Genomic DNA, 18,834 nt, shown 5'->3' on the forward strand with positions numbered 1-18,834 from the left:
CTGGTCCAGCCGGGGTCGCGGGTGTTCGAATGAGTAGGTGAACTCCGAACAGTCCGACGCAGAGGACGAGGAACAGGGCGAGCGCAAGGGCAAACCCATCGGCCGCCGTGTCCTGCTGGGCACCCTCGGCCTGGGCGCCCTCGGCGTGGTCACCGCGCCCGGCCTCCAGCGCGGCCTGGAGTCCTTCCTCGCGAGCGCCTCCGACAAGGACCCCACCGGCCTGACGGACCTGCTGCCCAACGGCGGCGGCTTCCGCTACTACTCGGTGACCTCCTCCGTACCCCGCAAGAGCGCCACCACCTACCGCCTCACCGTCGACGGCCTCGTCGACCGCCCCGGGTCCTACACCCTCGCCGACCTGCGCGCCCTGCCGCAGACCCGGCTGGTGCGCGACGTGCAGTGCGTGACCGGCTGGCGGGTCCCCGGCACACCCTTCGAGGGGGTTCGCCTGTCCCGGCTGCTGGATGCCGCGGGAGTGCGCGAGGGCGCCGGCGCGGTGCGCTTCACCTGCTTCGACGGTGCCTACAGCGAGAGCCTCACCCTCGACCAGGCCCGCCGCGCGGACGTCCTGGTCGCCCTGCGCATGCAGGACAAGGACCTCGGCCACGCCCACGGCGGCCCGGCCCGCCTCTATGTCGCCCCCATGTACTTCTACAAGTCCGCCAAGTGGCTCTCCGGCATCACCGTCACCAAGGACGTGAAGCCGGGCTACTGGGAGGAACGGGGCTACGACGTCGACGCCTGGGTCGGCCGCTCGAACGGACGCGACGATGAGCCTACGACTTGACGCCCCCGGCGCGGCCACCGGCGTCCGGCGCTTCGGCGGAGCCACGCGCTGGGTGCACCGTACGACGGCCGTGCTGATGGGCGTGTGCGTGGTGACGGCGGCCTGCCTGTACATCCCGCAGCTCGCCGAACTCGTCGGCCGCCGAGAGCTGGTGGTCCGCATCCACGAGTGGGCCGGCCTCGCCCTGCCGGTGCCTGTCCTGGCCGGCCTCGCCTCCCGGCTGTTCCGCGCCGACCTGGGCTTCCTCAACCGCTTCGGCCCGCACGACCGGGTCTGGCTGCGGGCTGCCGTGCGGCGCGACAAGCGGCGGTCCTCACGTCCGGCGGGGAAGTTCAACGCCGGGCAGAAGATCTACGCGGCCTGGATCGCGGGTGCGACGCTGGTGATGCTCGGCACCGGCCTGATCATGTGGTTCACGCATCTCACGCCCTTGGAGTGGCGCACCAGCGCGACGTTCGTCCATGACTGGCTGGCTCTCACGATCGGGATCGTTCTCGCCGGCCACATCGGCATGGCCCTGGGGGATCCGGAGGCCCGCCGCGGCATGCGCACCGGCCTGGTCAGCCGGGAGTGGGCCGAGCGGGAGCACCGGCTGTGGCGACCGTGACGGGCGCTCCACGGGAGTGCCGTGACGGGGCGTCTGCGGGTTCGTTGTGGCTGGTCGCGCAGTTCCCCGCGCCCCTTGGGGCGTGGGTGAACCATCGGTCGCGTTGCCGGGGGTGCTTGGCTCGGGCGGGGCAACCGTGAAGGCCATCGGTAGCCGGACCTCCGTGCCGCCGTACCGTACTGCCACGTCCACCGGGCCCGGCGCCAGTACCGGTACGACCGCCGACAGCACCCCCCGATCACTCAGCACCGGCACCCCCTGTCCCCCGATGCTCACACCCCCACCGCGCGGCAGTTCGGCCGGGTCGAAGTACATGTCTGCCAGCTCGATGCCGATCGCCTCACCCGGTATCGCCGTCCCGTCGCCGCCGGTGTCAACCCCGGTGATCCGGTAGTCGCACGCAGGTGTGCCGCCCGACGCGCGTTTCAGCCGAACCGAGGCCGCGGGGTGCCGGCGATGGAAGTCGAGCAGCCCGCCGAGCACGGCGTGGGCGGCCCGCCCCTTGCAGGAGTCGCCCCCGCCCGACGCGGCGTGATCGCGTATCGCCTGCTCCCAGCCGCCGTCGCCCTGCACGGCGAGACAGGCGGAGGCCAGGCCCCGCAGCAGCGTCCACTCGCCGTCGGTGGTGAGCCGGGGGATCACACCCAGGGCGGCCCGGCACCGGGCGGGGTCGCTCAGCAGGTCGTACACGCTCGCCGGGTCAGGGATGTCGTCGGCGTCCGGTGAGTCGGGGCCGGGCGGCAGCCAGTCGGGGACTTCGAGGACCTTCTGGCTCACGGAGGGACTGGGAGAGGGGCTCGGGGGCTTGCTCGCGGTGCCGCTGACCGAGGGAGGGCTGGGGGTGCCCGCGGAGGCGGGTGCGCCGATGTGCCCGTCGGGCCGTTGCCCCGGCGGGGCGGAGGAGACGCCGGCCGGGTCGGTCGGCAACCGCCCGGCACCGGCCGTGGGTCCGGCGGTGACGATGGTGCCCCCGCCGCCCCTGCCGTCCGCCCTGTCGCCCCCGTCACCGGTGAAGGCCGCGGCGGCCACCGCCACCGCCCCTACGACGAGCAGCCCCGAGATGCGCATCCCGAGGGAAACTGCCATGACGCCCCCCGAAGTCCTCACCCACGAAAGCCGCCGGCCTCCGAGGGTCCCCTCATCATCGGGCCCGCGGCGCCCCCGGGGAAGGCGCTTCAGCGGATCGTCAGGGCGAGTTCAGGCCCGGGTGGATCACGGACCGGGGAAACGGAAGCCGGGCCGTTCAGCCGGCGAAGTCCAGCAGGACCTTGCACGACCGGCTCCGGTCGGCTGCCAGGGCGAACGCCTCCTCGGCCTGTCGCACCGGCACCACCGCGCTGACCAGCCCGTCGAACGAGCCCTCGGCGGCGAGCAGTTCCAGCGCGGCGTCGAACTCCGCGTCGAAGCGGAACGCCCCGCGCAGCTCGATCTCCCGGCTCACGACGAGGTTGCCCGCAAACGGACTCTGCCCCGGCGGCAGCATCCCGAGCTGCACCACGACACCGCCCCGCCGCACCAACTGCAGACAGGTGTCGAGACCGGCGGCCACCCCGGACGCCTCGATCGCCACGTCCACCTCGCCGGGCCACCCGGCATCGTCCGGATCGTCGGCCCGTACGACGGTGTCGGCCCCGGCGGTCCGGGCGTACTCCAGCGCCGCCGGCAGCAGGTCCGTCACCGTCACGCTCGCCGCGCCGGCCGCCTTGGCCGCCGCGACCACCAGACACCCGATGGGCCCGGCACCGGTGACCAGGACATGCCTGCCGGCCACCTCTCCGGCCCGCCGCACGGCGTGCAGTGCCACGGACAGCGGCTCGGCGAGCGCCGCCCGCCGCAGATCGAGGCCGGCCGGAAACGGCCGCAACTGGTCGGCCGGAACGGCGACCTGGGCCGCGAAACCGCCCTGCACATGCGGGAAGCGCGCCGCACTGCCGAGGTAGCGGGTGTCCCGGCAGACGTTGCGCCGCCCGTCCGCGCACTCCGGGCAGCGGCCGCAGGGCGTGGCCGGGTGGACCGCGACGGCCGTACCGGCGAGCGGGCCCGAGGCCCCGTCGCCGTACCCGACGACCGTCCCGACCACCTCGTGCCCGAGCAGCATCGGCTCCCTGAGCCGGAAGTCGCCCACCCCGCCGTGCCGCCAGTAGTGCAGGTCCGAGCCGCAGACCCCGCCGTACCGGACGGCCACCAGTGCCTGTCCGGGGCCCGGCAGCGGCACCGGGAGTTCCTCGACCCGCAGGTCGCCCTGACCGTGGATCACACAACCCAGCATCCCTCGGGCCTCCTTCACAGCACGCTGGTCATGCCGCCGTCGACGTACAGCACCTGCCCGCCGACGAAGTCCGCGGCCGGGGAGGCGAGGAACAGCACCCCGCCCACCAGGTCCTCGGTGCGTCCCCAGCGTCCGGCCGGGGTGCGGCGGCGCACCCAGGCGCTGAACTCCTCGTCCTCGACCAGCGGCCGGGTCAGCTCGGTCTCGATGTAGCCGGGGCCCAGGCCGTTGACCTGGACGCCGTACGGGCCCCAGTCGGCGCACATGCCCTTGGTGAGCATCTTCAGCGCGCCCTTGGTGGCCGCGTAGGGAGCGATGCCGGGGCGGACCACCTCGCTCTGCAGCGAGCAGATGTTGACGATCTTTCCGTGGCCGCGTTCCGTCATCCGGCGGGCCGCCTCCCGGCCCACCAGGAACGCGCTGGTGAGGTTGGTGTCCAGGATGCGGTGCCAGTCCGCGTCCCCGAACTCCAGCAGGGGTGCGCGCAGTTGCATCCCCGCGTTGTTGACCAGGATGTCGAGCGGGCCCACCCGCTCCTCGACGTCCGCTATCCCGGCGGCCACCGACGGGCCGTCGGTCACGTCGAACGCGGCCGTGTGCACGTCGCCGGACAGTTCCGCGGCGGCCTCGGCGAGGCGCTGCGCGTCCCGTCCGTTGAGGACCACCGTGCAGCCGGCCTCGGCCAGACCGCGGGCGAGCGCGAGGCCGATGCCTCTGCTGGAGCCGGTGACCAGGGCCGTGCGGCCGCTGATGTCGAAGAGAGGGTGAGCCGTCATCGTCGTGTCCCTGTAGGTGTCGTAGCGCTAGATGACCAGTGAGAGCAGCAGGACCAGGCCACCGGCGACCACCGAGATGATCGTCTCCATGACGGACCAGGTCTTGACGGTCTGGCCGACACTCAGGCCGAAGTACTCCTTCACCAGCCAGAAACCGGCGTCGTTGACATGGCTGAAGAACAGCGAGCCGGCGCCGATGGCGAGGACCAGCAGGGCCGCGTGGGTCGTCGACATGTCGGCCGCGAGCGGGGCGACCAGACCGGCCGCGGAGACCGTGGCCACCGTCGCCGAGCCCGTCGCCAGCCGTATCGCCACGGCGATCAGCCAGGCCAGCAGCAGCGCCGGGATCGACCAGTCCTCGGAGACGTCCAGGACCATCCGGCCCACGCCGGTGTCGATCAGCGTCTGCTTGAAGCCGCCGCCGGCACCCACGATGAGCAGGATGCCCGCGATGGGGGCGAGGCTCTTCTCCACCAGCGGCGAGATCCGCTCCTTGCTGAAGCCCGCGGGCCTGAGCAGGGTGAAGATGCCGACCAGCACCGAGGCGAGCAGGGCGATCAGCGGCGAGCCGACGACGTCGAAGACACGCTGCACGGTGTTCTCGGGGTCGTCGATGACGATGTCGACCAGCGCCTTGGAGAGCATCAGGACGACCGGCAGCAGTATGGTCGCGAGCGTGGCGCCGAAGCCGGGACGCTTCTCCAGCTCCTCCGAGACGCGCTGCGGGATCATCCGGTCCGGGGCCGGGACGTCCACCCAGCGGGCGGCGTACCGGGAGAAGACCGGTCCGGCAATGATCACCGTCGGTATGGCGACGAGGACGCCGAGCGCCAGCGTCACACCCAGATTGGCGCCGATCGCGTCGATCGCGACCAGCGGGCCCGGGTGCGGCGGGACCAGGCCGTGCATCACGGACAGACCGGCCAGGGCCGGGATGCCGATGCGCATCAGCGAGTAGTTGCCGCGCTTGGCGACCATCAGCACGACCGGGATCAGCAGCACCACGCCGACCTCGAAGAACAGCGGCAGCCCGATCACCGAGGCGATCAGCACCATCGCCCAGGGCATCGACCGGCCGCTCGCCCTGTCGAGGATGGTGTCGACGATCTGGTCGGCGCCGCCGGAGTCGGCGAGCATCTTGCCGAGGATCGCGCCGAGCGCGATCAGCACGCCCACGCCGGCCACGGTGGTGCCGAGCCCGGTGGTGAAGCTGGCGATGACCTTGTCGAGCGGCGCCCCGGCGATCGCGCCGAGCACCAGCGAGCCGAGGGTCAGCGACAGGAACGCGTGGAGCTTGAACTTGGTGATGAGCAGGACGATGACGGCGATGCCCGTCAGCACGGCGATGCCCAGTTGAGCGTGGCCGGCCGAGGTGATGGGCTCGACGGTGTCCGCTGCCAGCATCTCGACGCTGAGTCTGGTCACGGGGGTTCCCTTGCAGATACGGGGGTTGGGGGAGGGGTACTGCCGTGGGGGGTGCCCGGCGCGGGCCGGGGGCGGAGCGGGGTGTTGCGCGGGTGCGTGTTACTCGGCCGACCCGGGAATCCCGCTCAGCGCTTCGACGGCCCGTTCGGTGATCTCCTCGGGGCTGCCGGCGACATCCACCGCGACCCCGGCCTCGTCGGCCTGGAGAGGCTGGAGCGTGGCGAACTGCGAGTCCAGCAGCGCGGTCGGCATGAAGTGCCCCTGCCGGTGCGCCATCCGGTCCTCGATGAGGGCCCGGTCGCCGCTGAGGTGCACGAACACGACCCCGGGCGCCTCGGCCCGCAGCCGGTCACGGTACGACCGCTTCAGTGCCGAGCAGCTCACCACCCCGCCGAGCCCGGCCCGTTCGTGCGCCCAGGAGCCGATGGCGTCGAGCCAGGGCCACCTGTCGTCGTCGTCGAGCGGGACGCCGGCCGACATCTTGGCGATGTTGGCCGGCGGGTGGAAGTCGTCGGCCTCGGCGTAGGGGACGCCGAGCCGGGCCGCGAGCAGGGGACCGATGGTGGTCTTCCCGGTGCCCGCGACGCCCATGACCACGACGACATGGGGGGTACTCATCGCTGCCTCACTGTCTGCTGTCCTCGTCGACACGTGATGTCGACGCCACTGAAACCCATTAGGTACGACGAATTCAAGAGTGTGTGATGTATAAGTCTGACTTTTTAAGATCGTGATCCACCGCGTACGCTGAGTGCATGACCACTCCGGGCCGGGGTCTGCACGGCCATGTACTGGAAACACTCGGCCCCGCGATCACCGCCGGCGATTATCCGCCGGGCAGCGTCCTGCGCACCGACGAACTGGCGCAGCGCTTCGATGTGTCCCGCTCGGTGATGCGCGAGGCGGTCCGCGTCCTGGAGTCCATGCACCTGGTCGAGTCCCGCCGCCGCGTCGGTGTCACGGTCCGCCAGAAGTCCGAGTGGAACGTCTACGACCCCCAGGTCATCCGCTGGCGCCTGGCCGGCGCCGACCGCCCCGGGCAGCTCCGCTCGCTCACAGTCCTGCGCTCGGCCATCGAACCGGTCGCCGCCGGCCTCGCCGCCAAGCACGCCACCGCCGACCAGTGCGCCGAACTCACCGAGTGCGCCCTCGGCATGGTCGCCCACTCACGCGGCCACCAGCTATCGGGCTACCTCGTCCACGACGTCGCCTTCCACCGCGTCGTCCTGAACGCCTCCGGCAACGAGATGTTCGCGCGCCTGGGCGACGTCGTCGCCGAGGTCCTCACCGGCCGTACCCAGCACGAGGTCATGTTCGAGGACCCCGACCCGGCGGCGGTCACCCTGCACGTCCAGGTCGCGGAGGCGATCCGGGCCGGCGACGCGGCGCGCGCGGAGCACCTGACCCGTGAGATCACGGTCGGCGCGCTTCAGGAGCTGGACATCCTGGCGCCTTGAGGAGCGCCTGCGGCGAGGCGTCTCCGGGTCAGTCCAGGAACTCCCCGTCCACGTACACCCAGGCCCCGTCCACCCGCTCGAACCGGCTCCGCTCGTGCAGCGAGCCGCCCCGGTACGAGGCGCGGAAGGTCACCGTGCCCGTGGAGTGGAACGCCGAACCACCCGTGGTGTCCAGGATCTCCAGGCCGGTCCACCGCATCCCCGGATCGAGGTCCAGCCGCGCCGGCCGCGTCCGCGGATGCCAGGTGCGCAGCAGATAAGCCGCATCACCCTTGACGAAGGCGCTGTACCGCGACCGCATGAGCGCCTCGGCGGTAGGCGCGGGGGTACCGCCGTGGGAGCGGCCGCAGCACTTGTCATAGGGCTCGGGCAGCCCGCACGGGCAGGAACGCGTGGTCATGGCCGCCATTGTGCTAGCCCGCGACCCGTGTCTGGGCCCCGGGCAGCGGCGGCAGCGGCGCCTCGTGCACCCACGCGTGCAGCAGCTCGTCCACCGGCTCGGCCGCGAAGCGGGCCACATGGGCGATGAACGCCGCCGTCGTCACCGTGCCGTTGCGGTGTAGCTGACCCCAGCTCCGCAGCATCCGGAAGAAGGCGATGTCGCCCAGCGCGCAGCGCACCGCGTGCAGGGTCACCCCGCCGCGCTCGTAGAGCCGGTCGTCGAACATCGCCTTGCGGCCCGGGTCGGCCAACCGCAGATCCTGCGGCATCGACGACAGCAACCGGTGCGCGGCGGACGCGAGTTGCTGCGCGGTACGCCCGCCCGAGCGCTCCGACCACAGCCACTCCGCGTACTTCGCGAGCCCCTCGTTCAGCCAGATGTGCCGCCAGTCCGCGATGGACACGCTGTTGCCGAACCACTGGTGCGCCAGCTCGTGCGCCACCAGCCGCTCCGAACCCCGCGCCCCGTCCACATGGTTGGCGCCGAACAGCGACAACCCCTGTGCCTCGACGGGCACATCGAGTTCCTCCTCGGTCACCACGACCGCGTACTCGTCGAACGGGTACGGCCCGAACAGCTCCTGGAAGACGTCCATCATCTGCGGCTGGCGCGCGAAGTCCCGCGAGAAGTCCGCCAGCAGATGCGCCGGGATGTGCCCGTGCTGCGGCACCCCGCCCAGCCCCGGGTCGCCCAGCAGCACTGTCTGGTACTTGCCGATCGACAGCCCGACGAGATAGCTGGACGTCGGCGCGGACTGCTCGTAGACCCAGGTGGTCGTGGACGCCTTGGTCGTCCGGGTCAGCAGCCGCCCGCCCGCCACCACCGCGTACGCGGACGGCGTGGTGATCGAGATCTGGTACGACGCCTTGTCGGCCGGCCGGTCGTTGCACGGGTACCACGACGGCGCCCCGATCGGCTGGCTCGCCACCAGCGCCCCGTCCTCCAGCTCCTCCCAGCCCAGACCGCCCCACGGGCTGTTCACCGGCTTGGGGTTGCCCGACCACTGCACCTCGACCGTGAAGGCCGCCCCGGCCCGGATCGGCTTCGCGGGGCGCACGCGCAGCCTGCCGCCGCGGTGCGTGTAGTGCGGCTGACGCCCGTCCACCCGGACCCGCCCGATCTTGAAGTCGGCCAGGTTCAGCACGAACTCGGTCAGCGGCGAGCGCCCCGCTATCGCGTTGATCCGGCCCGTCCCCGACAACCGGTTCGGGCCGGGACGGTAGTCCAGCGCCAGCTCGTACCGGTGCACCCGGTAGCGGGCGTCGCCGTGCTCCGGGAAGTACGGGTCCGCGCCCGCCGTCTGCTGAACTGCCACTGCTGTCTGTGCTCCCTGCGCCGTACTGCTGCCACCGATTGCCGGCCCACCGCTTACCGGCTCCGAGTGGGCCGTACTCAGGGACGCCATGCCTCGATCGGGTTTCCGAGCCAACGGGTGTCGTCGGGGACCGATTCCGCCGCCATCACGAGCGATGCGGGACCCAGTGTCGTGCGGGCCCCGATCGCACTGCCGGGCAGGACGATCCCGCCAGGACCCAGCGTCGCGCCCTCACGGAGGACCACAGTATCCGTCCGCAAGATCCGGTCGTGGAAGAGGTGTGTCTGGAGCACACAGCCCCGGTTCACGGTCGCGGCGTCCTCCAGGGTCACCAGATCCGTCTCCGGCAGCCAGTAGCTCTCCACCCACACGCCCTTGCCGATCCGCGCGCCCAGACCCCGCAGCCACGCCGTCATCAGCGGCGTACCCGGTACCGAGCCCGCCAACCACGGCACCGCGAGCACCTCGACGAAGGTGTCGGCCAGCTCGTTGCGCCACACGAAGGAGGACCACAGCGGATGCTCCCCGCTGCGATGCCGGCCCACGAGCAGCCACTTCGCGACGATCGACACCAGCCCGGCAGCGGCACCCGCCGCGAGCAGCACCAGCCCCGACAGCAGCGGCGCCCAGACACCCAGGGCACACAGCGCGGCGACCGTCAGCACCGCGAGCCCCGCCGAGCAGAACACCGGCACGATCCGGCACAGCTCCACCAGAGCGCGCGCCCACAGCAGCCGGGCCGGCGGGTCGTACGTCCGGCTCTGGTCGCCGTCGGAGGCGGCACGCGGCAGCTTGACCGGCGGCAGCCCCAGATACGAGGTGCCCTTCTTGGCCTTCTTCGGCGTCGCCGACAGCACACCGACCAGCCCGCCGTCCGGCACGGTCCGGCCGGGCGCGGTCATCCCCGAGTTCCCGAGGAAGGCCCGCCGCCCGATCTCCGCCCGCCCGATCCGCATCCAGCCGCCACCGAGCTCGTACGGTGCGGTCAGCGTGTCGTCGGCCAGGAACGCGCCCTCGCCGACCGTGGTCAGGCTCGGCAGCGCCAGCACGGTGGACACCTCCGCGCCCCGCCCGATGCGCATCCCCAGCAGCCGCAGCCACACCGGCGTTGCCAGCCCGGCGTACAGCGGGAACAGGGTGTCGCGCGAGCGGTCCATGAGCTGCGTGACGGTCCAGGCCTGCCAGCCCACCCGGCTGTGCGTGGGATGCGTGCCCTCACGCAGGCGCAGGCTCAGCAGCCGTACGGCGATCAGGATCAGCAGTGCGTACGCCGCCCCGAAGGCGAGCGTCGCCGGCACGAGGGCCAGCGCGGCGCCCGTCAGGGGCGACTCGGGCGTGAAGAACACCCGGGCCACGAGGAACGCGGCCGCACCCGCCAGCACCGGCAGCGCGTTCAGCGCGAAACCCGTCAGGCCGAACATCACACGCCAGTACGTGCCGCGCCGCGGCCGCTCCTTGGGCCAGTTGCGCTTGGCCTTGCCGAGCTTGACCGCGGGCGCGCCCGCCCAGCGCTGGCCGGTCGGGATCTGCCCGGTGACCGCCGAGCCGGGTGCCACCTCGGACCGCTTGCCGACGCGGGAACCCGGGAAGAGGATGCTGCGGGTGCCGACGACTGCGTGGGCGCCGACCCGGACTGTGCCGATCTCCAGCCGGTCCCCGTCCAGCCAGTAGCCGGACAGGTCCACCTCGGACTCGACCGCCGCACCGCGCCCCAGCTTCAGCAGCCCGGTGACCGGCGGCAGCGAGTGCAGGTCCACCTCGGGCCCGACCTTGGCGCCCAGCGCCCGCGCGTACCGCTCCAGCCAGGCCCCGGTCAGCGAGGTCGCCCCGCTGAACTCGGCCAGCCGCTCGGCCGTCCACAGCCGCAGATGCACGCTGCCACCGCGCGGGTACCGGCCCGGCTTCACGTCCCTCAGCAGCAGCCGCGCCCCGCCGGCGGCCAGCGCGAGCCGCCCCGGCGGGCTGAACAGAGCGACGGCCCCGGCCGCGAGCAGCCACCAGGGCGCCGTCGGCAGCCACCCGTAGGCGGGCAGCAGGTTCCCGAGCGCGGCCAGCACGACCGTCCAGCGCAGCCCGAGCAGCGTGAACAGCGGAACGAGCAGCAGGGACTGGATGAGCTGCGCGCGCCGGGGCACCGGCGCGATGAACCGCTCCGCCCCGTCGTCGTGCGCGGACTCCTCCAGGTGCCGGGCCAGCTTGCGCAGCACCGGCTGCTGGTAGATGTCCAGGACGGCCGCGCTCGGATACCGGGTCCGCAGCCGCGTCGTGAGCTGCGCGGCGGCCAGGCTGCCCCCGCCGATCGCGAAGAAGTCGTCGCCGGCGCCGGTGACGGGGATGCCGAGCACCTCGGTCCACTGCTCCGCCAGCCACGCCTCGGTGCCGTACAGATGCTCCGTCTGGCCGCTTGTCTCCAGGCCCTCCAGCGGCCACGGCAGCGCGTTGCGGTCCACCTTGCCGGACGTACGGGTCGGCAGGTCGTCCACCGGCGCCAGCAGCGGCACCAGCGCGGCCGGCAGCTCCGCCCGCAGCTTCTCCACCGCGGTCGCCTGGTCCCAGCCCTCCTGGGTGACGACGTACCCGACGAGCAACTGGTTGCCGCTGCGGGCGGTACGCACGGCGGCGGCCGCACCGGCGACACCGGGCAGCGCCTGGAGCGCGGCATCCACCTCACCGAGCTCGATCCGCCGCCCGCCGAGCTTGATCTGCTCGTCGGCCCGCCCGAGGAACACCAGCCCCTGCGGCTCCGCCTTGACGAGGTCACCACTGCGGTACGCCCGCTCCCAGCCGAGCGACTCCAGCGGGGCGTACTTCTCCGCGTCCTTCTCGGCGTCGAGGTACCGGGCAAGACCGACCCCGCCGATCACGAGCTGCCCGCTGGCGCCCATCGCGACGGGCTCCCCGGCCTCGTCCACGACGGCCAGCTCCCAGCCGTTCAGCGGCAGCCCGATCCGGATCGGCTCCTCGCCGCTCATCAGCGCCGCACAGGCCACCACGGTCGCCTCGGTGGGACCGTACGTGTTCCAGACCTCGCGGCCCTCGGTCACCAGCCGCTGCGTAAGCTCCGGCGGGCAGGCCTCACCACCGAAGATCAGCAGACGTACGTCGCTCAGGGCCTCCGGCTCCCAGAGCGCGGCGAGCGTGGGCACGGTCGACACGACCGTGATCTCCTGCTCCACCAGCCACGGCCCGAGATCGGCACCGCTCCTGACCTGCGAACGCGGCACCGGCACCAGACAGGCGCCATAGCGCCAGGCCAGCCACATCTCCTCGCAGGACGCGTCGAACGCGACCGAAAGACCCGCCATGACCCGGTCGCCGGGCCCGATCGGCTCCTCGGCGAGGAACAGCGCGGCCTCGGCGTCCACGAACGCGGCGGCACTGCGGTGCGAGACGGCGACGCCCTTCGGCTTTCCGGTCGAGCCGGACGTGAAGATGATCCAGGCGTCGTGCTCGACACCGGGGCGGGCCGCGGGAACGTCACTGCGGGAGTGCACGGTCAGCTCGTGCCCGGCACCCACGACGGCCCGCACGTCCGCCTCACCGAACACCAGCTCGGCCCGCTCGTCCGGGTCCTCGGCGTCCACCGGGACATAGGCGGCACCGGCAGCGAGCACGGCGAGGATCGCCACGTACAGGTCGTTGGTGCCGGACGGCACCCGCACGCCCACCCGGTCCCCGAGTCCGACACCGGCCGCGGCGAGCGCGCGCCGCACCCGCTCCACCTCGACGGCCAGCGCCCGGTAGGTCAGGCTGGTCGTGCCGTCGTCCAGCGCCGGCTCGTCCGGATACGACCGCACAGACGCGTCGAAAACGTCGACGAGGGTGCGCGGGGAGGCCGCAGGGCCTCCGGAGAAACGGGCGGTGTCGCCGAACCTCTCGCGGAGTTCTTCGTCGAGCAGGCCGAGAGCATCGCTCTCGTGAATCGCTGCCATCCGGTCCTCGCGTCTCGATCCCGGATGCCTCCGGGGCGCTGGCGGGCCCGCAGGTTTGCCTGGGGTTGTCCGGCTCCAGCTCCGTAACAAGCCGGAAATTTTAGTACGACGCTAGGTTCGGGGTCGTGGAACGGCCACCTGGGACACCCGTCCGAGGCTACTCCGGGCCCGGCGGACCCGTGCTGACCTGGTGATCTTCCACCGAAGGAGACATCGCCCACACAGTGCGTGACTGGGGCGTCGACACAGCGTCCGGATGGCCCATCCCGGGGTGCCGGGGCCTCCGTGTTCGGCGGGAATGGACATGAGCCGCGGCCGGTCGCGGCCGGTGTCCCGATGCCGGAGGGCGGATGTCGCAACCACCACAGGGGGGTCGCGCGGGCAAGATCCTGCGGAGCACGGCCTCGGCAGTGCTGATCGTTCTCGCGTGCGTCCTGGTCCCCCTCACCGTGATCACGGTGTGGGTGCACGACATCGCCCTCGACACCGACCGCTACGTCAAGACGATGAAGCCGCTCGCCACCGACCGTGACATCGAGGACGCCGTGCGCCACCGGCTCGTCGACGCCGTGGACGTCCGCGTGAACGGCAAGCAGGTGACCGCCGACATCTCCGACTGGCTGAAGTCGCAGGGCCTGCCGCCCCGCGCGGCCGACGCCGTCAAGTCGCTGGCCCCGCAGGTGGACGAGGCCGTGAACGCCGCCGCGGACCGGGTGGCGAAGCGCTTCGTCGAGAGCGACCGTTTCGAGAAGCTGTGGGTCACCGCGAACCGGACCGCCCACTCGGCCGTGGTGCACGCCCTCACGGGCAAGGGGCGCGGGGCGATCGGCGTCGAGGAGGGCACCGTGACCCTCGACGTCGGAACCGCCGTGGACCAGGTCCGCAAGGAACTCGTCGACGCCGGTGTGCAGCCGGCGTCCAAGATCCCGAATGTCGAGAAACAGGTCGTGCTGTTCAAGTCCGACAAACTCGACCAGTTCCAGGACGGGGCACACGCGCTGGACCTGGCCGGCTACTGGATGCCGGTGATCACCGTGCTGCTCGGGGCCGCGGGCGTCCTGCTGGCCCGCCGTCGCCGCCGCGCCCTGGCGAAAGCGGCCCTCGGAGCGGCCTTCGGCTGCCTCGTCGTGGCCATCGGCCTCGTCGTCGCCCGCCGCTACTACCTGGACCATCTGCCGCCGGCCGTCCTGTCCGAGCCGGCGGCGGCCTCGGTCTTCGACACGCTCCTGCGCTTTTTGAAGGTCACCCTGCGGACCGTGATCGTCCTCGGCGTGGTCGTCGCCCTCGGCGCGTACCTCGTCGGCCCCGGACGGCTGCCGCGTGCCCTGCGGGGCTGGACCGAGCAGGGCGCCGACACCACAGCGAGGTGGGCGGGCTCGCACGGCATCACCACGGGACGAGTCGGCACCTGGACCGACGCCAACCGCAAGTGGCTCACCATCGGTGCCCTGCTGCTCATCACGCTGGTGTTCGCGCTGTGGAACAACCCCACGGTCCTGACCGTCGTGGTGCTGGTGATCATCCTGCTCGCGGCGCTCGCGGTGATCGCCCTGCTCGCGGCCGACGGCCGGACAACCGCCCAAGGAACCCCGGAAAAGCAAGAAACCCCTGGTTGACAGGGGTTTCAGCGAGTGTCCGAGGGGGGACTTGAACCCCCACGCCCGATAAAGGGCACTAGCACCTCAAGCTAGCGCGTCTGCCATTCCGCCACCCGGACAAGGTGTCTGTCGTGCGGGGTTTCCCCCGCGGCGACAGAGGAAACATTACCAGGCTTTCGGGGGGTGCCCGATCACCCCCCGTCGCGACGTGAACGGCGTGTGACGGGTCGCGGCCGGTCTTGGGCAGGGCCGTGGTCGGGGGGAGGATGAGGGGGACCACCAGCAGCGACCGCGCGGAAGGAAGCAGCGTGAGCGAGACGGACACGGCCAGGGGCGTCACCGGCGAGGACGAGGTCGTGGACCTCTGCCGCGAGCTGATCCAGATCGACACCAGCAACTACGGCGACCACTCGGGACCCGGCGAGCGCAAGGCCGCCGAGTACGTGGCCGAGAAGCTCGCCGAGGTGGGCCTCGAACCGCAGATCTTCGAGTCACACCCGGGGCGCGCCTCCACGGTGGCCCGCATCCAGGGCGAGGACCCCTCCAGGCCCGCGCTGCTCATCCACGGCCACACCGACGTCGTACCGGCCAACGCCGACGACTGGACCCACCACCCCTTCTCCGGCGAGGTCGCCGACGGATGCGTGTGGGGACGCGGCGCCGTCGACATGAAGGACATGGACGCGATGACCCTCGCGGTCGTCCGTGACCGGCTGCGCAGCGGGCGCAGGCCGCCGCGGGACATCGTCCTCGCCTTCCTCGCCGACGAGGAGGCCGGCGGCAAGTTCGGCGCCCGCTTCCTGGTCGAGAAGCACCCGGATCTCTTCGAGGGCGTCACCGAGGCGATCAGCGAGGTGGGCGGCTTCTCGTTCACGGTGAGCGAGCAACGCCGGCTCTATCTGATCCAGACGGCCGAGAAGGGCATGCACTGGATGAAGCTGACCGTGGCCGGCACCGCCGGGCACGGCTCGATGATCCACCGGGACAACGCGATCACCGAACTGTCGGAGGCCGTCGCACGCCTCGGCCGGCACAAGTTCCCGGTACGAGTCACCAAGACCACCAGGGCCTTCCTCGACGAGCTCGGCGACGCCCTCGGCACCGAGCTGGACCCGGAGGACATGGAGGGCACCCTCGCCAGGCTCGGCGGCATCGCCAAGCTCATCGGCGCGACCCTCAGCAACACGGCCAACCCCACCCAGCTCGGCGCCGGCTACAAGGTCAACGTCATCCCCGGCGAGGCCACCGCCCACGTCGACGGCCGCTTCCTGCCCGGCTTCGAGGAGGAGTTCCTCGCCGACCTCGACAAGATCCTCGGGCCCAAGGTCAGGCGCGAGGACGTGCACTCCGACAAGGCCGTCGAGACGACCTTCGACGGGGCGCTCGTGGACGCCATGCAGTCCGCGCTGATCGCCGAGGACCCGGCCGCGAAGGCCATCCCCTACATGCTCTCCGGCGGTACGGACGCCAAGTCCTTCGACGACCTCGGCATCCGGGGCTTCGGCTTCGCCCCGCTGAAGCTGCCGCCGGAGCTGGACTTCGCGGGCATGTTCCACGGCGTCGACGAGCGGGTACCGGTGGACGGGCTGAAGTTCGGGGTCCGGGTACTCGACAGGTTCATCGACGCGTCCTGAACGCCCGGCGATACAACCATCCAGAAATCGTCCAGACGTACTGGCCGTGACTGGGGAGAGTGAACGCGCTCATAGGGTCGTAGCCCTATTAGTTCCTCCTCGTTACAGGTGATGCGATCAGCTACTTGTGATCGCATTGCCAACAAGGAGGAATAATGATCAAGAAGGTCGTCGCCGCTGCGGCTGCCACCGGTGGGCTGGTTCTCGCGGGCGCGGGCCTGGCCGTTGCCGACTCCGGTGCTCAGGGTGCCGCGGTGCACTCCCCGGGCATCCTGTCCGGCAACGTTGTTCAGGCGCCGATTCACGTCCCCGTGAACGTCTGCGGCAACACGATCTCGGTGATCGGGCTGCTGAACCCCGCCTTCGGCAACACCTGCATCAACAAGTGACGTTGTGCCTCGCCCCGTGAATCGGGGCTGAGCCCGTCGGCCCCGGAGCGCGTGCCATGCGCTCCGGGGCCGACCGGCCTTTTCGGAACGTCGGTCGAATTTCCGACGTCGTCCTTTCGGAACAAGGTCGAAGGCAGGTATTCAGCAAATGCGACAGGTCACCCGCAAGGGCCTGATGACCGTGGCGGCCGCGACCGGCGTCATCGCCGCCGCGGGCGGCACGGCCCACGCGACCGGCGCGGGGGCGCACGGCTCCAGCGTGAACTCGCCCGGCGTGCTCTCGGGCAACACGGTGCAGGTGCCGGTGGACGTGCCGGTCAACGTCTGCGGCAACACCGTGAACGTGGTCGGGGTGCTCAACCCGGCGATCGGCAATAGCTGCACCAACGGGGGCGGCCACGGCGGCTCCAACGGCGGTGGTCACGGCGGTGGGGGCTCGTCCTCCGACGGCCACGCCAGTGACTCGCCCGGTGTCGGCTCCGGCAACCACGTCGAGGTCCCGGTCCATGTGCCGGTCAACGTGTGCGGCAACAGCGTCGACATCATCGGCATCGGCAACCCCAGCACGGGCAACGACTGCGGCAACGGCGGCGGTCACAATCCGCCGGGGAACCCCGGCAATCCGGGGAACCCCGGCAATCCGGGGGAGCCCGGGAACCCGGGGGAGCCCGGGAATCCCGGTAACCCTGGAAACCCCGGTAACCCGGGCAATCCTGGGGAGCCCGGCAATCCTGGGAACCCCGGAAACCCCGGAAACCCTGGTAACCCGGGGGAACCGAACCAGCCCGGTACCCCGAGCACGCCACCCGGCACGGGCGGCGTGACCCCGGGCGGTGGCCCCTCCAACCCGAACCAGCCGGGCGCGCACTTCGTCACCCAGCCCCGGGGCGAAGCGGAGCTCGCCCAGACGGGCAGCGACCTGCCGCTGGGCCTCGTCGTTCCGGTCGGCGCGGGTGCGCTGCTGGCGGGAGCGGTGCTGTACCGCAAGGCACGGCCGTCGCAGTAGGGCATCGCGCCAGGAGGCTCTGACCTCCGGCACGAACGGAGCGGGCCCCGCCGAGGGCGGGGCCCGCTCCGTATGTTCCCTGTCCGGCGCCTCAGCTCACCACGTGGCCCGCACCTGCCGGATGATCCGGCGGCGCAACCGCACCCTGCGGCTCCCGTCCCGCAGCAGGCTCAGGCGGTCCAACTCCCAGTGTCCGTACTCGGCATGGTCCGTCAGCAGGCGTGTGGCGTCCTTGCGGGAGACCCCGCGCGGTACGTACACGTCGACAAATTCGTATTCCGGCATCGCATCTATTGTGCGGGCTGGGGCCCGGTACGGATAGCGTCTGCACTATGTCTGATGCTGTGCAGCCCACCGCTGCCGAGGTACGCGCCGCCGCCGAGGCGGTCAAGACCGCGCTCGACCGCCATCTGGCCGCGGTCGAACGCCGGTCGGGGGAGGACGACCCGGCCGTCTACGAGGCGTTCAACCAGCTCGCCACGGCCGCCGAGGCCTACGACGAGCTGCTCTACGACCGCTACGACGAGGTCACACCCTTCGAGATCCCCGGTACGGAGGACGCGCTGCCGCCGTACACGGGCCCCGAGGAACCGAACGCACTGAGCGTGCTCATCCGCCGCGACTACGCCGTGGCGGAGCCGCAGCGGCTGCTGGCGCAGGCCCAGCGGATCGAGGCGGCGGACTACGACGACGGCGCGGGCGGCGACGCCTCCGGCACGGTGCACGGGGCGCTGGGCATCCTGTTCGGCGAGTTCGAGCCGGACGAGATCGCCTCCCGGCACAAGGAGTTCGGCCTGGAGGAGGGGGACTCGACGCTCTGGGTGACCGCCGCGGACGACCAGACAGACCCCGGCGAGTGGCTGGAGGCGCCCTTCGAGGGGGTCGACCCGCAGCGGGTGGTCTGCCGCTTCGACGTCAGCACGGTGTTCGACGACGACCTCGATGACGAGGACACGGAGGACGGCACTCCCCGCAGGCGGCTCGAAGCGGACTCGGAGGACGACATCGAGGACGAGCTCGACACCGACCTCGACCCGGACGACCTCGAACCACTGGACGCGGATCGCTGAACGACGGCGAAAGGCTGCCGGAGCGGGGGGGGGGGGGGGGGGGGGGGGGGGGGGGGGGGGGGGGGGGGGGTGGGGGGGGGGGGGTGGGGGGGGGGGGGGGGGGGGGGGGGGGTTGGGGGGGGGAGAG

At 71.7% G+C, this 18,834-nt stretch carries 17 protein-coding genes and 1 tRNA gene; 9 read left to right on the forward strand and 9 right to left on the reverse strand.

Annotation, left to right across the window (positions count from 1 at the left end):
• Positions 1–37: 37 nt before the first annotated feature.
• The 3 genes from ACZ69Q_RS39200 (at position 38) to ACZ69Q_RS39210 (ending at position 2,120) form a co-directional block, all read left to right on the forward strand.
• Positions 38–787 (forward strand): molybdopterin-dependent oxidoreductase, encoded by a 750-nt coding sequence (locus tag ACZ69Q_RS39200; protein WP_471051896.1) that lies wholly within the window; start codon positions 38–40, stop codon positions 785–787.
• Positions 771–1,394: a cytochrome b/b6 domain-containing protein gene (locus tag ACZ69Q_RS39205; RefSeq protein WP_471051897.1), complete on the forward strand. Its 624-nt coding sequence runs from the start codon at positions 771–773 to the stop codon at positions 1,392–1,394. Before ACZ69Q_RS39200 ends, ACZ69Q_RS39205 begins: the two co-directional genes overlap by 17 nt.
• A gap of 456 nt (positions 1,395–1,850) precedes the next feature.
• On the forward strand, positions 1,851–2,120 hold the full coding sequence (locus ACZ69Q_RS39210) for a hypothetical protein (protein WP_471051900.1): 270 nt from the start codon (positions 1,851–1,853) through the stop codon (positions 2,118–2,120).
• A gap of 517 nt (positions 2,121–2,637) precedes the next feature.
• Here the strand turns inward: ACZ69Q_RS39210 and ACZ69Q_RS39215 are convergent.
• The 4 genes from ACZ69Q_RS39215 to ACZ69Q_RS39230 form a co-directional block, all read right to left on the reverse strand.
• Complete coding sequence (locus tag ACZ69Q_RS39215) at positions 2,638–3,663, reverse strand: L-idonate 5-dehydrogenase (RefSeq protein WP_471051903.1); 1,026 nt, start codon at positions 3,661–3,663, stop codon at positions 2,638–2,640.
• A 14-nt stretch (positions 3,664–3,677) separates the two neighbouring features.
• A complete protein-coding gene (locus ACZ69Q_RS39220) occupies positions 3,678–4,439 on the reverse strand; it encodes an SDR family oxidoreductase (RefSeq protein WP_471051905.1) in 762 nt (253 codons plus the stop codon).
• Positions 4,440–4,466: 27 nt separating this feature from the next.
• On the reverse strand, positions 4,467–5,864 hold the full coding sequence (locus ACZ69Q_RS39225; RefSeq protein WP_471051907.1) for a GntP family permease: 1,398 nt from the start codon (positions 5,862–5,864) through the stop codon (positions 4,467–4,469).
• Between the two features lie 99 nt (positions 5,865–5,963).
• Positions 5,964–6,482 (reverse strand): gluconokinase, encoded by a 519-nt coding sequence (locus tag ACZ69Q_RS39230; RefSeq protein ID WP_471051910.1) that lies wholly within the window; start codon positions 6,480–6,482, stop codon positions 5,964–5,966.
• Positions 6,483–6,619: 137 nt separating this feature from the next.
• Here ACZ69Q_RS39230 and ACZ69Q_RS39235 point away from each other — a divergent pair, with 137 nt between their 5' ends.
• Entirely contained in the window at positions 6,620–7,321 is a 702-nt protein-coding gene (locus tag ACZ69Q_RS39235; protein WP_471051913.1) for a FadR/GntR family transcriptional regulator, read from the forward strand.
• Between the two features lie 28 nt (positions 7,322–7,349).
• Here the strand turns inward: ACZ69Q_RS39235 and ACZ69Q_RS39240 are convergent, their stop codons facing one another.
• The 3 genes from ACZ69Q_RS39240 to ACZ69Q_RS39250 all read right to left on the reverse strand — a co-directional run bounded on the left by ACZ69Q_RS39240 (position 7,350) and on the right by ACZ69Q_RS39250 (position 13,010).
• A complete protein-coding gene (locus ACZ69Q_RS39240) occupies positions 7,350–7,721 on the reverse strand; it encodes a YchJ family protein (RefSeq protein ID WP_471051916.1) in 372 nt (123 codons plus the stop codon).
• 13 nt (positions 7,722–7,734) lie between these two features.
• Entirely contained in the window at positions 7,735–9,078 is a 1,344-nt protein-coding gene (locus tag ACZ69Q_RS39245; RefSeq protein ID WP_471051919.1) for a M1 family metallopeptidase, read from the reverse strand.
• A 77-nt stretch (positions 9,079–9,155) separates the two neighbouring features.
• Positions 9,156–13,010: a Pls/PosA family non-ribosomal peptide synthetase gene (locus ACZ69Q_RS39250; protein WP_471051922.1), complete on the reverse strand. Its 3,855-nt coding sequence runs from the start codon at positions 13,008–13,010 to the stop codon at positions 9,156–9,158.
• 410 nt (positions 13,011–13,420) lie between these two features.
• On the opposite strand from ACZ69Q_RS39250, the gene ACZ69Q_RS39255 reads away from it, so the two are divergent.
• Positions 13,421–14,626 (forward strand): hypothetical protein, encoded by a 1,206-nt coding sequence (locus tag ACZ69Q_RS39255; protein WP_471051925.1) that lies wholly within the window; start codon positions 13,421–13,423, stop codon positions 14,624–14,626.
• A 16-nt stretch (positions 14,627–14,642) separates the two neighbouring features.
• Here the strand turns inward: ACZ69Q_RS39255 and ACZ69Q_RS39260 are convergent.
• Positions 14,643–14,727: transfer RNA gene (locus tag ACZ69Q_RS39260), tRNA-Leu, on the reverse strand.
• 189 nt (positions 14,728–14,916) lie between these two features.
• On the opposite strand from ACZ69Q_RS39260, the gene ACZ69Q_RS39265 reads away from it, so the two are divergent.
• From ACZ69Q_RS39265 to ACZ69Q_RS39275, 3 genes are all read left to right on the forward strand, one after another.
• Positions 14,917–16,242 carry a M20/M25/M40 family metallo-hydrolase gene (locus ACZ69Q_RS39265; RefSeq protein ID WP_471051927.1) on the forward strand — a complete coding sequence of 442 codons (1,326 nt, stop codon included), beginning with the start codon at positions 14,917–14,919 and terminating at the stop codon, positions 16,240–16,242.
• A gap of 155 nt (positions 16,243–16,397) precedes the next feature.
• The gene (gene chpH / locus ACZ69Q_RS39270) at positions 16,398–16,631 is read left to right on the forward strand and encodes a chaplin ChpH (protein ID WP_147996994.1); all 234 of its coding nucleotides are present in this window, start codon (positions 16,398–16,400) and stop codon (positions 16,629–16,631) included.
• A 148-nt stretch (positions 16,632–16,779) separates the two neighbouring features.
• Positions 16,780–17,637 (forward strand): chaplin family protein, encoded by an 858-nt coding sequence (locus ACZ69Q_RS39275; protein ID WP_471051929.1) that lies wholly within the window; start codon positions 16,780–16,782, stop codon positions 17,635–17,637.
• A 96-nt stretch (positions 17,638–17,733) separates the two neighbouring features.
• Here ACZ69Q_RS39275 and ACZ69Q_RS39280 read toward each other — a convergent pair whose 3' ends face one another.
• Positions 17,734–17,922, reverse strand: coding sequence for a DUF5703 family protein (locus ACZ69Q_RS39280; RefSeq protein ID WP_005485166.1), 189 nt, complete (start codon positions 17,920–17,922; stop codon positions 17,734–17,736).
• Between the two features lie 47 nt (positions 17,923–17,969).
• Between ACZ69Q_RS39280 and ACZ69Q_RS39285 the strand changes: the two genes are divergently transcribed.
• Positions 17,970–18,707 (forward strand): hypothetical protein, encoded by a 738-nt coding sequence (locus ACZ69Q_RS39285; protein ID WP_471051932.1) that lies wholly within the window; start codon positions 17,970–17,972, stop codon positions 18,705–18,707.
• Positions 18,708–18,834: the final 127 nt, after the last annotated feature.

The organism is Streptomyces sp. NPDC036764 (assembly GCF_055609385.1).

Coding starts and splice junctions, on each gene's coding strand:
- ACZ69Q_RS39280 (WP_005485166.1), bottom strand. CDS start 17,922: ATGCCGGAATACGAATTTGTCGACGTGTACGTACCGCGCGGGGTCTCC.
- ACZ69Q_RS39220 (WP_471051905.1), bottom strand. CDS start 4,439: ATGACGGCTCACCCTCTCTTCGACATCAGCGGCCGCACGGCCCTGGTC.
- ACZ69Q_RS39235 (WP_471051913.1), top strand. CDS start 6,620: ATGACCACTCCGGGCCGGGGTCTGCACGGCCATGTACTGGAAACACTC.
- ACZ69Q_RS39210 (WP_471051900.1), top strand. CDS start 1,851: ATGGAAGTCGAGCAGCCCGCCGAGCACGGCGTGGGCGGCCCGCCCCTT.
- ACZ69Q_RS39215 (WP_471051903.1), bottom strand. CDS start 3,663: ATGCTGGGTTGTGTGATCCACGGTCAGGGCGACCTGCGGGTCGAGGAA.
- ACZ69Q_RS39275 (WP_471051929.1), top strand. CDS start 16,780: ATGCGACAGGTCACCCGCAAGGGCCTGATGACCGTGGCGGCCGCGACC.
- ACZ69Q_RS39285 (WP_471051932.1), top strand. CDS start 17,970: ATGTCTGATGCTGTGCAGCCCACCGCTGCCGAGGTACGCGCCGCCGCC.
- ACZ69Q_RS39240 (WP_471051916.1), bottom strand. CDS start 7,721: ATGACCACGCGTTCCTGCCCGTGCGGGCTGCCCGAGCCCTATGACAAG.
- ACZ69Q_RS39205 (WP_471051897.1), top strand. CDS start 771: ATGAGCCTACGACTTGACGCCCCCGGCGCGGCCACCGGCGTCCGGCGC.
- ACZ69Q_RS39250 (WP_471051922.1), bottom strand. CDS start 13,010: ATGGCAGCGATTCACGAGAGCGATGCTCTCGGCCTGCTCGACGAAGAA.
- ACZ69Q_RS39230 (WP_471051910.1), bottom strand. CDS start 6,482: ATGAGTACCCCCCATGTCGTCGTGGTCATGGGCGTCGCGGGCACCGGG.
- chpH (WP_147996994.1), top strand. CDS start 16,398: ATGATCAAGAAGGTCGTCGCCGCTGCGGCTGCCACCGGTGGGCTGGTT.